Origin of the sequence: Pseudomonas macauensis, from assembly GCF_047902425.1 — a bacterium.
Classification (GTDB): Bacteria; Pseudomonadota; Gammaproteobacteria; order Pseudomonadales; family Pseudomonadaceae; genus Pseudomonas.
Window position 1 is genome coordinate 4,287,383 of sequence record NZ_CP138377.1, and the last position, 13,339, is coordinate 4,300,721.

At 67.4% G+C, this 13,339-nt stretch carries 16 protein-coding genes; 8 read left to right on the plus strand and 8 right to left on the minus strand.

The genetic code is table 11. From position 1 onward, the window contains the following. Window positions 1–43: 43 nt before the first annotated feature. The 6 genes from scpB to SD196_RS19630 all read right to left on the minus strand — a co-directional run bounded on the left by scpB (window position 44) and on the right by SD196_RS19630 (window position 5,560). Complete coding sequence (gene scpB / locus SD196_RS19605; RefSeq protein ID WP_275610863.1) at window positions 44–1,075, minus strand: SMC-Scp complex subunit ScpB; 1,032 nt, start codon at window positions 1,073–1,075, stop codon at window positions 44–46. Window positions 1,076–1,091: 16 nt separating this feature from the next. Further along, entirely contained in the window at window positions 1,092–1,604 is a 513-nt protein-coding gene (locus SD196_RS19610) for an N-acetyltransferase (RefSeq protein ID WP_331316032.1), read from the minus strand. Continuing rightward, entirely contained in the window at window positions 1,582–2,394 is an 813-nt protein-coding gene (locus tag SD196_RS19615) for a segregation and condensation protein A (protein WP_275611916.1), read from the minus strand. Before SD196_RS19615 ends, SD196_RS19610 begins: the two co-directional genes overlap by 23 nt. A gap of 333 nt (window positions 2,395–2,727) precedes the next feature. Then, complete coding sequence (locus SD196_RS19620; protein WP_275611915.1) at window positions 2,728–3,903, minus strand: tryptophan--tRNA ligase; 1,176 nt, start codon at window positions 3,901–3,903, stop codon at window positions 2,728–2,730. Between the two features lie 155 nt (window positions 3,904–4,058). Continuing rightward, window positions 4,059–4,688: an L-threonylcarbamoyladenylate synthase gene (locus SD196_RS19625; protein WP_275610861.1), complete on the minus strand. Its 630-nt coding sequence runs from the start codon at window positions 4,686–4,688 to the stop codon at window positions 4,059–4,061. After that, on the minus strand, window positions 4,685–5,560 hold the full coding sequence (locus SD196_RS19630) for a PHP domain-containing protein (RefSeq protein ID WP_275610860.1): 876 nt from the start codon (window positions 5,558–5,560) through the stop codon (window positions 4,685–4,687). Before SD196_RS19630 ends, SD196_RS19625 begins: the two co-directional genes overlap by 4 nt. 170 nt (window positions 5,561–5,730) lie before the next feature. On the opposite strand from SD196_RS19630, the gene SD196_RS19635 reads away from it, so the two are divergent. From SD196_RS19635 to SD196_RS19665, 7 genes are all read left to right on the plus strand, one after another. Beyond that, on the plus strand, window positions 5,731–6,324 hold the full coding sequence (locus tag SD196_RS19635; protein WP_275610859.1) for a septation protein A: 594 nt from the start codon (window positions 5,731–5,733) through the stop codon (window positions 6,322–6,324). Between the two features lies 1 nt (window position 6,325). After that, window positions 6,326–6,625: a YciI family protein gene (locus SD196_RS19640; RefSeq protein ID WP_169940672.1), complete on the plus strand. Its 300-nt coding sequence runs from the start codon at window positions 6,326–6,328 to the stop codon at window positions 6,623–6,625. Window positions 6,626–6,732: 107 nt separating this feature from the next. After that, window positions 6,733–7,161, plus strand: a complete 429-nt coding sequence (locus SD196_RS19645) for a translation initiation factor 2 (IF-2, GTPase) (RefSeq protein ID WP_331316038.1) — start codon at window positions 6,733–6,735, stop codon at window positions 7,159–7,161. A 13-nt stretch (window positions 7,162–7,174) separates the two neighbouring features. Further along, on the plus strand, window positions 7,175–7,852 hold the full coding sequence (locus SD196_RS19650) for a response regulator transcription factor (protein ID WP_275610857.1): 678 nt from the start codon (window positions 7,175–7,177) through the stop codon (window positions 7,850–7,852). Window positions 7,853–8,022: 170 nt separating this feature from the next. Continuing rightward, complete coding sequence (locus SD196_RS19655; protein ID WP_331316040.1) at window positions 8,023–8,478, plus strand: Spy/CpxP family protein refolding chaperone; 456 nt, start codon at window positions 8,023–8,025, stop codon at window positions 8,476–8,478. 90 nt (window positions 8,479–8,568) lie between these two features. Continuing rightward, entirely contained in the window at window positions 8,569–9,903 is a 1,335-nt protein-coding gene (locus tag SD196_RS19660; protein ID WP_331316723.1) for a HAMP domain-containing sensor histidine kinase, read from the plus strand. Between the two features lie 28 nt (window positions 9,904–9,931). Next, on the plus strand, window positions 9,932–10,405 hold the full coding sequence (locus tag SD196_RS19665) for a hypothetical protein (protein WP_371229975.1): 474 nt from the start codon (window positions 9,932–9,934) through the stop codon (window positions 10,403–10,405). Here the strand turns inward: SD196_RS19665 and SD196_RS19670 are convergent. Both SD196_RS19670 and SD196_RS19675 read right to left on the minus strand, forming a co-directional pair. Then, window positions 10,386–10,946 (minus strand): nitroreductase family protein, encoded by a 561-nt coding sequence (locus SD196_RS19670; protein WP_275610854.1) that lies wholly within the window; start codon window positions 10,944–10,946, stop codon window positions 10,386–10,388. The genes SD196_RS19665 and SD196_RS19670 overlap by 20 nt on opposite strands. A 333-nt stretch (window positions 10,947–11,279) precedes the next feature. Further along, window positions 11,280–11,651 carry a YkgJ family cysteine cluster protein gene (locus SD196_RS19675; RefSeq protein ID WP_331316047.1) on the minus strand — a complete coding sequence of 124 codons (372 nt, stop codon included), beginning with the start codon at window positions 11,649–11,651 and terminating at the stop codon, window positions 11,280–11,282. Window positions 11,652–11,805: 154 nt separating this feature from the next. On the opposite strand from SD196_RS19675, the gene SD196_RS19680 reads away from it, so the two are divergent. Next, window positions 11,806–13,260, plus strand: coding sequence for a TrkH family potassium uptake protein (locus SD196_RS19680; protein ID WP_275611913.1), 1,455 nt, complete (start codon window positions 11,806–11,808; stop codon window positions 13,258–13,260). Window positions 13,261–13,339: the final 79 nt, after the last annotated feature.

A 13,339-nucleotide genomic window follows, 5' to 3' on the forward strand; every position in this document is an offset into this window, starting at 1 on the left:
GAAGTCAATCACCGAACGGCTGGAAAGCGTCGGGGAAATGCCTTTAATGGTCGCGATTGCGGGCGTTGAACTCCATTTCTTCGCGCATGGCTTCGCGCAGGGCGCGCTCTTCGTCCCACTCTTCTTCAGCCGCGGCAGCCGGGGGCGTGACGGCAGGTTCAGGCTCAGGCGCGGCAGGCTCCACATCCGTGTCTTCCGGCGCCGGGTCTTCCGGTTGAACCTCGGGCAAGCCGAAGACACCGCTGAAATCGGCGTCCACGCCGCTGTCCTCGGCTTCCGCCGGCGGCAGGTCGATGAGGTCGTCGAAATCGGTCTTCAGGCCCTGCTCCATCTCGTCCAGCTCGGCGAGCAGGCTGCGGAAGCTGGTCTCCTCGGGCTTTTCCTCCGGCGGCGCGGGCTCCGGCTCCTCGCCGGCATCGCGCAACGCCTGGTCGGCCAGCGCCTGCAGGGACGGCGGAATGTAGTCTTCGTCGTACTCCTCGGGCCCCGGTAGGCTGACCGTCGGCGCCATGTCTTCGAGGATAGGCTGGGGCTCGGGCTCCATCAGCTTCAGCTCGGCCAACGGCGGCAGCTCTTCCAGGCTCTTCAGGTTGAAGTAGTCGAGGAAAGTCCGGGTGGTGGCGAGCATCGCCGGGCGGCCGGGCACTTCGCGGTAGCCGACGATGCGGATCCACTCACGCTCCATCAGCGTCTTGACGATCTGGGTGTTCACCGCGACGCCGCGGATCTCCTCGATCTCGCCACGGGTGATCGGCTGGCGATAGGCGATCAGCGCCAGGGTCTCCAGCAGGGCGCGGGAATAGCGCTGCGGGCGCTCCTCCCACAGGCGGCCGACCCAGGGGGCGAGCTTCTCGCGCACCTGCAGGCGATAGCCGGTGGCCACCTCCTTCAGTTCGAAGGCCCGGCCCGCGCAGGACAGCGACAGCACCGCCAGCGCATCGCGGAACTGCTGCGGCTCCGGCCGCTCGGCCTCCTCGAATAGCTCGCCGAGGCGCTCCAGCGACAGCGGCTTGCCGGCCGCCAGGAGGATGCCTTCGAGCAGGGTCGCCAGTTCTTTGGGGTCGGACAGGTTCATCGAGTCGCTCAGTGGGTCAGCCGAAACGGGTGAAGGCCGCGTGATAGGCCACTTCGCCACGCACCGCCTGGGCCTGCGGAGTCAGGCGCAGGCATTGGCAGTACGGGGCGGGGATACCGGGGAACACAAGGGTGTCGTCGGCGACGAAGCCGAAGCGCGAATAGTAAGCCGGATCGCCCACCAGCACACAGCCGGCTATGCCTTCGGCGCGCAGGCGCCGCAGGCAGGCTTCGGCGAGCGCGGCGCCGATGCCGGCCTTCTGCCGCGCCGGCAGCACCGCCAGCGGGCCCAGGCCCAGCCAGCCGATGTCTGCGCCATCGATGGTCACCGGCGAGGCGGCCAGGTAGCCGACCACTTCGCCGGCCTCCTCGGCCACCAGCGCCAGGCTGAGCGCGCCTTCCTCGCGCAGGGCCTGCACCAGCAGGTGCTCGGTCTGCCGACTGTGCGGATGGTCGGCGAACGCCGCGCGCAACAGGGCGTCGATGGCGGCGTGGTCGCCAGGTTGTTCAGAGCGAATCTTCAAGGTCATCGAAAGTCGGCTCCGGAGGCACTGCCTCCTCGGGTTCGAAGGCCCCCTCGCCTTCCTCCTGTACGGTTTCCGCGGACGGGGCGCCTTCCGTGGTCTCGGTGCGGGCGCGCACGTGGATCGGCGCGAAGGCGGCGTTCTGCACCAGCTCCACCAGTTGTTCCTTCACCAGTTCGAGCACGGCCATGAAGGTCACCACCACGCCGAGCTTGCCCTCCTCGACGCGGAACAGGCTGATGAAGGGCACGAAGCCCTCGCCCTTCAGGCGCTCCAAAATCTCGCTCATGCGCTCGCGGGTGGAGAGCATCTCACGAGTGACCTGGTGGCTCTCGAACAGATCGGCGCGGCGCAGCACCTCGGCCATGCACAGCATCAGCTCCTGCATGTCGACGTCGGGCAGCAGCTTGCGCGCCCGTGCGTCCGGCGCAGCAACGGCGGGCAGGATGATGTCGCGGCCCAGGCGCGGCAGGGTGTCGAGGTCCTCGGCGGCCTTCTTGAAGCGCTCGTATTCCTGCAGGCGGCGGATCAGCTCGGCGCGCGGGTCTTCCTCTTCCTCCTCGGCCTCTGCCGAGCGCGGCAGCAGCATGCGCGACTTGATCTCGGCGAGCATGGCGGCCATCACCAGGTACTCGGCGGCCAGCTCCAGGCGCACCGACTTCATCAACTCGACGTAGCCCATGTACTGGCGGGTGATTTCCGCCACCGGGATGTCGAGGATGTTGATGTTCTGCTTGCGGATCAGGTAGAGCAGCAGGTCGAGCGGGCCTTCGAAGGCTTCGAGGAAGACTTCCAGGGCGTCCGGCGGGATGTACAGGTCCTGCGGCAGCTCGGTCAGCGCCTCGCCGTAGACCAGCGCCAGCTGCACCGGGGCCCGGTATTCGGTGGCGCTGGAAGGATCGTCCGGCTCGGTCAGGTCACTCATCGGCCACTCGTCAGGCTCTGGGGGATACAGGCGGCATTATCCCTGCTTTTACCCCTCATGGGTGGGGAAATGGCTCAAGGGATGGGCGGTGTCAAATCACGTCGCGCGGCGGTGGGCATTCCTGTAGGAGCGAGCTTGCTCGCGAACCAGGCTCCGCAGCGGGGGCTTGTTCGCGAGCAAGCTCGCTCCTACGAAAAGCGTTTATCAGCGGTAGGACAGCCCCATGGCATGCCGCACTTCCACCAGCGTTTCACGGGCGGTCTCGCGGGCGTGCTCGGCGCCCTCGGCGAGGATGCTGCGCACCAGTTCCGGGTTGTCCTCGTAGTCCAGCGCGCGTTCCTGGATCGGCGCCAGCTCCTGCTGGATCGCCTCGATCAGCGGCCGCTTGCAGTCCAGGCAGCCGATGCCGGCGCTGCGGCAGCCCTCCTGCACCCACTGCCGGCAACCGTCGTCGGAGTAGATCAGGTGCCACTGCCACACCGGGCAAAGGTCCGGATTGCCGGGATCGTTACGGTGCACCCGCGCAGGGTCGGTGGGCATCCGCGCGATCTTTTCCTCCACCTCCGCCGGGCTGTCGCGCAGGGCGATAGTGTTGCCGTGGGACTTGGACATCTTGTGGCCATCCAGCCCCGGCATCTTCGGCGCCTGGCTGACCAGAGTCTGGGGTTCGGGCAACAGCAGCCGGCTGCTGCCTTCGAGGTAGCCCAACAGCCGTTCGCGGTCGCCCAGGGTCAGGCTCTGCTGCTCCTTGAGCAGGGCCTGCGCGGTTTCCAGCGCCTCGGCGTCGCCCTGCTCCTGCCAGGTACGGCGCAGGCTGGAGTAGAGCTTGCCGGTCTTCTTGCCCAGGCGGCCGATGGCGGTCTGCACCCGTTCCTCGAAATCCTCCTCGCCGCCATACAGATGATTGAAGCGGCGGGCGATCTCGCGGCTGAACTCGACGTGGGCGAACTGATCGGAACCCACCGGCACCCAGCCGGCGCGGTAGATCAGGATGTCCGCCGCCTGCAGCAGCGGATAGCCGAGGAAGCCGTAGGTGGAGAGGTCCTTGTGGCTGAGCTTTTCCTGCAATTCCTTGTAGGTCGGCACCCGTTCCAGCCAGGACAGCGGGCAGATCATCGACAGCAGCAGGTGCAACTCGGCGTGCTCGGGCACCTGGGACTGGATGAACATCGTCGCCGCGCTGGGGCTGACGCCCACCGCCAGCCAGTCGATGGCCATGTCGCGCACGTGTTGGCGGATACCTTCGGTTTCGTCGTACTCGGTGGTCAGGGCATGCCAGTCGACGATGGAGAAGAAACATTCATATTCGTGCTGCAGTTTCACCCAGTTCTGCAGCACGCCGTGGTAATGCCCCAGGTGCAGGCGCCCGGTGGGGCGCATGCCGGACAACACGCGGCGCTGGGATTCGACGCTGGCCAAGGATCAACCTCGCGGAGTCAAGAACGAAGTGCGCAGTATAGGTGCCGAGCCAGTTCCCGGACTGCTGCGCGTCGGGTCTGCTGCGTCAGGACAGGCTCAAGTTCAGGAACCGATGCTCAGGCGCTGACCATGAAGGGTTCCGGATCGCCGCAGCCGACGCGCACCACCACCGGGTCCTCGTCGGTCAGCGCGATCACCGTGGACGCCTCGCCGCCGCCGTAGCCGCCATCGATGATCAGGTCAACCTGATGCTCCAGCAGGTCGCGCATCTCGTACGGGTCGTTGAGCGGCTCGGTCTGCCCCGGCAGGATCAGGCTGACGCTCATCAGCGGCTCGCCCAGCTCCTCCAGCAGCGCCAGGGCGATGGGGCAGCTCGGCACGCGCAGGCCGATGGTGCGGCGCTTGGGGTGCAGCAACATGCGCGGCACTTCGCGGGTGGCGTTGAGGATGAACGTATAGGGGCCGGGGGTGTGCGCCTTGAGCAGGCGGAACAGGCCGGTATCGACCTTGGCATAGAGCCCCAGTTCGGAGAGGTCGCGGCAGACCAGGGTGAAGTTGTGCTTATCGTCCAGCCGGCGAATGTGGCGGATGCGCTCCACCGCCGACTTTTCACCGATCCGGCAGCCCAGCGCGTAGGAGGAGTCGGTGGGATAGGCGATCACGCCACCCTGCCGGACGATCTCCACCGCCTGCTTGATCAGGCGCGACTGGGGGTTTTCCGGGTGGACCTGAAAGAACTGGCTCATTGAGTCTCCTTGTTCCCTGGGGCGGTGTCCGCATGGGCGAAACGCGGCCACAGCGGCGGCAGATCATCCGGCACCGCGCGGTACAGGCCCAGTTCGGACCAGTCGCTGGGGCCGTGGAAATCGCTGCCGGCGGTGACCATCAGGCCGAACTCGCGGGCGAGGATGCTGAGCACGCCGACCTGCTCCGCCGGCTGCGGGCCGTTGACCACCTCGATGGCATGGCCACCGGCGGCGATGAAGTCGGCGACCAGCTTGCGCCGCTTGGTGCGCGTGAAATCGTATTGGTAGGGATGCGCCAGGCTGATCCAGGCGCCGGCGGCGCGCAGGGTGCCGACCGCATCGGCAAGGGCCGGCCAGTGCTGCTTGACGTCGCCCAGCTTGCCGGCGCCCAGCCACTTGCGGAAGGCTTCGGCGCGGTCCTTGACGTAGCCCTGGCGCAGCAGGAACTCGGCGAAGTGCGGGCGCGCCGGGGCATTCTCGCTGTCGCCCAGCTCGCGTTGCACTGCCTGCGCGCCCTCGAAGGCGCCGGGCATGCCCTTGGCCTCCAGGCGCCGGCCGATCTCCTCGGCACGGGTCCAGCGAGCACGGTGCAGGTCGTCCAGTGCCTTGACCAGCGATTCGGCGCGCGGATCGAAGCCATAGCCCAGCACGTGGATGGTCGCGCCCCCCCAGGTGCAGGACAGCTCGACCCCGTCGACCAGTTCCATGCCCAACCGACGCGCGGCATCGCGGGCCTCCGGCAGGCCGTCGAGGGTGTCGTGGTCGGTCAGCGCCAGTACACGCACGCCGCGCCCGTGGGCGCGCTCGACCAGGGCCGTCGGGCTGAGGAGTCCGTCGGACGCGGTGCTGTGGCAGTGCAGGTCAACTCGCATGCAGGGCTTCCGTAGGCTGGGGACGGCTTATTTCTGTATAGACGCTTATGTGCGCCCGCTCTCACGGTAACGGGTTGAAACCATGACCGGGCGCAGCGTTGGGCGGATGAGGCTTTCAGTTCACCGGCAGGTTGGTATTATGCCGGCTCTACCAGGCTCTGGCTGCCGTAATGAAGCAATTCATCGATTTCATCCCCCTCATCCTGTTCTTCATCGTCTACAAGCTCGACCCGCGCAACGTCGAACTCGCTGGCCAGAGCTTCTCGGTCGGCGGCATCTACAGCGCCACCGCCGTGCTGATCGCCACCTCCGTGGTGGTCTACGGCGCCCTGCTGATCAAGCAGCGCAAGCTGGACAAGGGACAGTGGGTGACCCTCGCCGCCTGTCTGCTGTTCGGCGGCATGACCCTGGCCTTCCACAGCGAAACCTTCCTCAAGTGGAAGGCACCGGTGGTGAACTGGCTGTTCGCCCTGGCCTTCGCCGGCAGCCACTTCGTCGGCAACCAGCCGCTGATCCAGCGGATCATGGGCCACGCGGTGCACCTCACCGATTCCCTCTGGGCGAAACTGAATATCGCCTGGGTGCTGTTCTTCCTGATCTGCGGCTGTGTCCAGCTGTTCGTCGCCTTCACCTTCCAGAGCATCTGGGTGGACTTCAAGGTGTTCGGCAGCCTGGGCATGACCCTGCTGTTCCTGATCGGCCAGGGCGTGTTCCTGGCCCGCCACATGCACGATGAACCTACCGGCGAAAAACCCAAGGACTGACATGCTCTACGCGATCATTGCCCGTGATATCACCGCTTCCCAAGAACGTCGCCTGGCCACTCGCCCCGCGCACATCGCCCGCCTGGAGCAACTGAAGGAAGAAGGCCGCCTGGTGCTGGCCGGTCCGCACCCGGCGATCGACAGCAACGACCCGGGCGCCGCCGGCTTCACCGGCAGCCTGATCGTCGCCGAGTTCGACTCCCTGGCCGCAGCGCAAGCCTGGGCCGATGCCGACCCCTACCGCGCCGCCGGCGTCTATGCCGAAGTCGTGGTCAAGCCGTTCAAGAAAGTCCTGCCGTAACCGCTCGCCCCGTTGCAGCCCCGCGGCAGGGACGTTCGCGGGGAATAGCAGCCGGACACCGCCGGGATGGCCGTGAACGGCGGTACATCATCGAACAAGGAGTCCCGATGCACCGTCTGCCCCTGCTCGTCTGTCTCGCCCTGCCCCTGGCCGCCCAGGCCGAAGAACCCGCTCCGGAACAGCCATCGGCCGCCGCTGTCGAAGTCATCGACGCGTCGAGCACCGGCGCCCACGGCGACCTCGAACGCCGCCTGGCCGAGAGCGAGCAGCAACGCCAGGCGCTGGCCGCCCAACTGGCCGCGCAATCCGCGGACCGGGACAACAGCCAGGACGAAGCCGTCATCGGTCGTCTGCGTCAGGAGAACCAGCGCCTGAAACTGCAACTGCGCGAAGCCCAGTCGCAACAGCCGCCGCGCCTGCTGACCGAGCAGCAGACCTGGTACGTCAGCGGCGGCGCCACCGCCCTGCTGGCTTTCCTCCTCGGTGCGCTGAGCCGTGGCAGCCGCCGCCGGCATCGCCGCGAATGGATCAACTGAAAGAACCGACTTCATGAGTGAACTGCTGCTGATCGACGACGACCGCGAGCTCTGCGAGCTGCTCGGCACCTGGCTGGTCCAGGAAGGCTTCAGCATCCGCGCCGCCCATGACGGTGCGCAGGCCCGCGCCGCGCTGGCCAGCCGCGCCCCGGACGCGGTGGTACTCGACGTGATGCTGCCCGACGGCAGCGGGCTGGAGCTGCTCAAGCAGCTTCGCGGCGAACATCCGGACCTGCCGGTACTGATGCTCTCCGCCCGCGGCGAACCGCTGGACCGCATCCTCGGCCTGGAACTGGGCGCCGACGACTACCTGGCCAAACCCTGCGACCCCCGTGAACTCACCGCCCGCCTGCGCGCCGTGCTGCGCCGCAGCCACCCGGCGCAGCCCAGCGCACAGCTGGAGCTGGGCGACCTGGCGCTGAACCTAACGCGCGGTGTGGCGAGCATCGGCGAGCAGGAAATCAGCCTCACCCTCTCCGAGAGCCGCATCCTCGAAGCCCTGCTGCGCCAGCCGGGCGAACCGCTGGACAAGCAGGCCCTGGCGCAGCTCGCGCTGGGCCGCAAGCTGACCCTGTACGACCGCAGCCTGGACATGCACGTCAGCAACCTGCGCAAGAAGCTCGGCGGCCACCCCGACGGCCGTCCGCGCATCCTCGCCCTGCGTGGCCGCGGGTATTTCTACGCGCCCTGAAGCGCGCGGGCTGCAAGCCCCGAGCCGCCCTGGCGCGGGCTTTCGTAAAGTTCGGAGAGGCGCTTCACGTAATCTTTACCGAAGCTTTACCTGTGACTGACCGCCCTTGACCTTGCCGACCCTAGACTGGGCCCATCCGGTAACGACCGGTCCCTGAAAGGAGAAACACCATGCGCAAGACCCTGACCGCCCTGCTGATCGCCGCCGCCCTGCCGACCGTCGCACTGGCGGCCACTCCCGCGCCGACCGACGCCCCGCCGCCGGCCCCGTACATGAAAGATCACGACCACGGCATGATGCACGGCGGACGTGGCGGCATGTTCCGCGACCTGAACCTGACCCAGGAGCAGCGCCAGCAGATCGGCAAGCTGATGGGCGATTCCATGAAGAATCGCCACGAGATCACCGAGAAGTACTGGAACAAGCTGCCCGAAGCCGACCGCAAGGCCATGCAGGCCGAGCTCAAGGCCAACCACGACAAGGCTGAATCCGGCATTCGCGGCATCCTGACGCCCGACCAGCAGAAGAAGTTCGACGAGCTGAAGAAACAGCGCGAACAGCGCAAGGCCGAATGGGCGGAGTTCCAGACCTGGAAGGCCCAGAAGGATGGCGCCAAGGCCAACTGATCGCTCCCGCAAGTGCAGGCGCCGGGTTCTCCCGGCGCCTTGCCGTGGGGCCCTGACAACGGATAGACCATGCGGCTGAACAGGAAGACCATGCGCTCACTCTTCTGGCGGATCCTCGCCGCCTTCTGGCTCGCCCTGCTGCTGGTGGCCGGACTGTCGATCCTGCTGGGCCGCGCCCTCAACCAGGACACCTGGGTCATCGCCCGCTACCCCGGCCTGCATGACCTCGCCCGGCAATGGACCCTGCTCTATGAAACCCGTGGCCCGGAAGCCGCCCAGGGGCTGCTGGAAAGCCGCCGGCAGCAATACGAACTCTCGGTGCAGGTGCTCGACGAGAGCGGCCAGCGCCTGGTCAACGGCACCTACCTGCCGCGCCCGCCCCGACCGGGCGGCTCGTTCAACCGGGAAAACCTGCCGCGCTTCCCCTGGCGCCAACTGAGCCAGGAATACGTCAGCCCGCGTACCGACCAGACCTTCCTGTTCATCTACCGCATTCCCCACCCGGCGCTACAGGCCTGGCATCGCGGCAGCCTGCTGTGGCCACTCAGCGCGCTGGGCATCGCCCTGGTGGTGCTGACCGTATTCAGCCTGCTGTTGACGCTCTCCATCACTCGTCCGCTGAACCGCCTGCGCCGCGCCGTGCACGACCTCGGCCAGACCGCCTACCAGCAGGACACCCTGGCGCGCCTGTCACGTCGTGGCGATGAACTGGGCGTACTGGCGCGCGACTTCAACCGCATGGGCGCCCGCCTGCAACGCCTGATCAGCAGCCAGCGCCAGTTGCTGCGGGACGTTTCCCACGAGTTGCGCTCACCGCTGGCGCGGCTGCGCATCGCCCTCGCCCTGGCCGAGCGCGCCACCCCCGAGGAACGCGCCAACATGTGGCCGCGCCTGGAGCAGGAGTGCGATCGCCTGGAGGCCCTGATCGGCGAAATCCTCGCCCTTGCCCGTCTCGATGCCGACCCCGGCCCGGCCAGCCGGATCGCCCTGCTGCCGCTGTTCGAGCGCCTGCGCGACGATGCCCAACTGCTTTACCCGGACCAGCGAATCCAGCTGGATATCGCGCCGGACCTGGCGCTGGACGGCTGGCCCGACATGCTCGAACGCGCCCTCGACAACCTGCTGCGCAATGCCCTGCGCTTCAACCCCGTCGAGCAGCCGCTGGACGTACGGGCCCAGGTCGACGGCGAACGCCTGCACATCAACGTGCGCGACCACGGCCCCGGCGCCAGCGAGGAACACCTGGCGCAGCTGGGCGAACCCTTCTTCCGCGCGCCCAACCAGAGCAGCCCCGGCCACGGCCTGGGCCTGGCCATCGCCCGCCGCGCCATCGAACGCCACGGCGGCCGGCTGCGCCTGGGCAACCATCCCGACGGTGGCTTCCAGGCCAGCATCGACCTGCCCCTGCACCGACCAGCCGCTTGAGCGACGCACCTTTTTCCGGAGAACCCGAATGAGCCTTCCCGCCCTGGCCACCCCGTTCCCGCATGCTCCCGTGCCACCTATCGCGCGGTCATTCGGCGCGCCACCGGACGACCCGCAGAGCCTGGTGCTGGCGGTGGAACTGGCGCGCCTGGCCGAGCAGTGGCGCGCGCGCTGGCCCGGCCTGCGCCTGAACCTGCCGCAGTCGGGCACCTGGCCCCTGGAAAGCTGGCCCGAAGCCCTGCGCGGGGCGCTGGATGCGCTGTTGCAGGCCGCGCTGCAGCGACGGCCGAACGCCGCGCTGGAGCTGACGCTCAGCTCAACGCGGGGGCTGTTGAGAGTGGATCTGCAAGGCCACGACCCGCTGGCGCGGGCCTGGCTGCCGGACGCCCTGCGTCCGGCTCAACGCCTTGCCGCCTGGCAGGGCGGACGCCTGCTGTGGCGCGCCCACGGCAAGGGCTGGAAGATTCGCCTGGGGCTGCCGCTCAGCCCTGCCAGGCGCTGACGAAGGCCGCCGGATCGAGCGGCGCAGGCCGGCGCAGCTCGCCGATCGGCGTGCCCAGGTAGATGAAGCCGACGATGCGCTCGTTGGCCGCCAGGCCCAAACCTTCCCGCACGAACGGATCGAACGCCATGGCGCCGGTGCGCCACATCGCGCCCAGCCCCTGGGCATAGGCAGCCTCGATGATGCCGTAGGCGGCACAGCCGGCAGCCAGCCACTGCTCGATTTCCGGCACCTTCGGGTGCTCCTGCAGGCGCGCCACGGCCACCACCAGGGTCGGCGCGCGCAGCGGCATGGCGCGCGCCTTGTCCAGCGCCTCGGGCGCCGCGTCGGGCTGCTGGGCCTGCAGCGCACGGGCGAACAGATCGCCCAGGCGAGCGCGCGCATCCCCTTCCACGGTCAGGAATCGCCAGGGTCGCAGCTGGCCGTGATCCGGCGCGCGCAGGGCGGCGCGGAACAGGCCGTCCAGCTGTTCGGCGGACGGCGCCGGCTCACCCAGGCGAGCGTGGGATACACGGTTGTGCAACGCGTCGAGAGCCTCCATGGGCTACCTCCAGACAAACTCGAAAGCGCCATTGTAGACGCAAAGGGTTCGCATTTGCCCAGCACTCGCTGCGCCGTCAGAACCTGTTTACGATCTCGCGAGCTAGAGCAGAGCAAGGCGCAACGACCAGCGGGAGTAACAGCCGCAGGCTGGCCCGAAGGGTGAGCGCCAGCGAATCAAACAGGCGAGGACGCGGAGTTTACGCGCTGTAAATGAGCAGTACTCGCTACGCTCGCCCCTCCGGGGCCGCACTGAAGTGCATTAGCCGCAAGCGGCTTCCGAGCCTGTTTTTAACGCAGTTATGCCGACGCGCAGCAGATCGTAAACAGGTTCTCAGGCCACCCGGTCCGGCGAAAGCGTCGGCATCACCGGTGGCGTCAGCGGCGGCAGGCCATAGGCGGCGCGGGCCGCGTCGCAGTTGGGGTTGTGCACGCCATCGGTCCAGGAGGCCTCGAATTCCCGGCAGGTCGAGGAACGCTGTTCGTACATCGTGCAGCGCACGCCGCAACCGACGTCACCGAGCAGGCCGACGCAGCGCACCGGTCGCACCTCGGTGCCGCGCATGGCGACCATGTAGGGGCTGACCTGGACGACCTGCTCATCCGGGACGACGCCACCGGAGGATTGGCACTCGCCAAAATAGAAGGACACACGGAAATGCGCGCAGCAGGCGCCACAATTCAGACACGGATTGTTATTGGACATGGATGCGAATGCACCAGAGAAACCGGCGAGCGCCGGCGGGCTGCGCAAGATTCTATCCATCCCGTTGCGCTTGTGAAGAGGGCAGATTCACTCGGTTTACACTTGCCCGACGGCAGGTAAAATGGCCGGTTCACCGATACCCGAGCGCCGCCGCATGGCCCTGCCGACACTACGTACCCTTGGATTCATCATCGGCATCTTCGTGATCACCCTGGCCGTCGCCATGCTGATCCCTATGGCCACCCTGCTCTACTACGGCCGCGGCAGCGAACTGCACCCCTACATATGGTCGGCGATCATCACCTTCACCTGCGGGCTGGGCATGGTTCTCCCCGGCCGCCCGGAGCAGGTGCACCTGCGCCCGCGGGACATGTACATGCTCACGGTGTCGAGCTGGGTGATCGTCTGCTTCTTCTCCGCCCTGCCCTTCATGTTCGCCCGGCACATCAGCTTCACCGACGCGATCTTCGAGAGCATGTCCGGCATCACCGCCACCGGTTCCACCGTGCTCAGCGGGCTGGACAGCATGTCGCCGGGCCTGCTGATCTGGCGCTCGCTGCTGCACTGGCTGGGCGGCATCGGCTTCATCGGCATGGCGGTGGCGATCCTGCCGATGCTGCGCATCGGCGGCATGCGCCTGTTCCAGACCGAATCCTCGGACCGCTCCGACAAGGTCATGCCGCGCTCGCACATGGTGGCCAAGTACATCGTCGGGGTGTACGTCGGCATCACCATCCTCGGCGCGCTGGCCCTGTGGTGGGCCGGCATGGGCCTGTTCGACGCGGTCAACCACGCCATGTCGGCGATCTCCACCGGCGGCTTTTCCACCTCCGACCAGTCGTTGGCCAAGTGGCACCAGCCGGCGGTGCACTGGGTGGCGGTGGTGATCATGATCCTGGGCAGCATTCCCTTCGTGCTCTACGTGGCCACCCTGCGCGGCCACCGCAAGGCGCTGATCAAGGATCACCAAGTCCATGGCTTCCTCGGCATACTGCTGTTCACCTGGGTGGTGATGGGGACCTGGTATGCGGTGAACTCCGACCTCGCCTGGCAGGATGCCTTCCGCATCGTCGCGGTGAACGTCACCTCGGTGATGACCACCACCGGCTTCGCCCTGGGCGACTACAGCCTGTGGGGCCACTTCTCGATCATGCTGTTCTTCTACCTGGGCTTCATCGGCGGCTGCTCCGGCTCCACTGCCGGCGGCATCAAGATCTTCCGCTTCCAGGTGGCCTTCACCCTACTGCGCGCCAGCCTCTACCAGTTGATCCACCCGCGCGCGGTGATCAAGCAGAGCTACAACGGCCACCGGCTGGACGAAGAAATCGTCCGCTCGATCCTGACCTTCTCGTTCTTCTTCGGCGGTACCGTGGGCGTACTGGCGCTGGGGCTGTCGTTCCTCGGCCTGGACTGGATGACCGCGCTGACCGGCGCCGCCAGCACCGTGGCCGGCGTGGGGCCGGGCATGGGGCCGATCATCGGCCCGTCGGGCAACTTCGCACCGCTGCCGGACGCTGCCAAATGGCTGCTCAGCGCGGGGATGCTGTTCGGTCGCCTGGAGATCATCACCGTGCTGGTGCTGTTCACCCCGGCGTTCTGGCGGCATTGATCGTCCCTGCCACCCAATTTGCAGGATGAATACGCCGTAGGATGGTGTGGAGCGCAGCGATACCCATCATTCCCAGGCG

What these genes read in the sequence shown, in the direction of transcription:
- scpB (WP_275610863.1), bottom strand. Translation starts at nt 1,075, where the DNA reads ATGAACCTGTCCGACCCCAAAGAACTGGCGACCCTGCTCGAAGGCATC.
- SD196_RS19610 (WP_331316032.1), bottom strand. Translation starts at nt 1,604, where the DNA reads ATGACCTTGAAGATTCGCTCTGAACAACCTGGCGACCACGCCGCCATC.
- SD196_RS19620 (WP_275611915.1), bottom strand. Translation starts at nt 3,903, where the DNA reads ATGCGCCCCACCGGGCGCCTGCACCTGGGGCATTACCACGGCGTGCTG.
- SD196_RS19625 (WP_275610861.1), bottom strand. Translation starts at nt 4,688, where the DNA reads ATGAGCCAGTTCTTTCAGGTCCACCCGGAAAACCCCCAGTCGCGCCTG.
- SD196_RS19630 (WP_275610860.1), bottom strand. Translation starts at nt 5,560, where the DNA reads ATGCGAGTTGACCTGCACTGCCACAGCACCGCGTCCGACGGACTCCTC.
- SD196_RS19635 (WP_275610859.1), top strand. Translation starts at nt 5,731, where the DNA reads ATGAAGCAATTCATCGATTTCATCCCCCTCATCCTGTTCTTCATCGTC.
- SD196_RS19640 (WP_169940672.1), top strand. Translation starts at nt 6,326, where the DNA reads ATGCTCTACGCGATCATTGCCCGTGATATCACCGCTTCCCAAGAACGT.
- SD196_RS19645 (WP_331316038.1), top strand. Translation starts at nt 6,733, where the DNA reads ATGCACCGTCTGCCCCTGCTCGTCTGTCTCGCCCTGCCCCTGGCCGCC.
- SD196_RS19650 (WP_275610857.1), top strand. Translation starts at nt 7,175, where the DNA reads ATGAGTGAACTGCTGCTGATCGACGACGACCGCGAGCTCTGCGAGCTG.
- SD196_RS19655 (WP_331316040.1), top strand. Translation starts at nt 8,023, where the DNA reads ATGCGCAAGACCCTGACCGCCCTGCTGATCGCCGCCGCCCTGCCGACC.
- SD196_RS19660 (WP_331316723.1), top strand. Translation starts at nt 8,569, where the DNA reads ATGCGCTCACTCTTCTGGCGGATCCTCGCCGCCTTCTGGCTCGCCCTG.
- SD196_RS19665 (WP_371229975.1), top strand. Translation starts at nt 9,932, where the DNA reads ATGAGCCTTCCCGCCCTGGCCACCCCGTTCCCGCATGCTCCCGTGCCA.
- SD196_RS19670 (WP_275610854.1), bottom strand. Translation starts at nt 10,946, where the DNA reads ATGGAGGCTCTCGACGCGTTGCACAACCGTGTATCCCACGCTCGCCTG.
- SD196_RS19675 (WP_331316047.1), bottom strand. Translation starts at nt 11,651, where the DNA reads ATGTCCAATAACAATCCGTGTCTGAATTGTGGCGCCTGCTGCGCGCAT.
- SD196_RS19680 (WP_275611913.1), top strand. Translation starts at nt 11,806, where the DNA reads ATGGCCCTGCCGACACTACGTACCCTTGGATTCATCATCGGCATCTTC.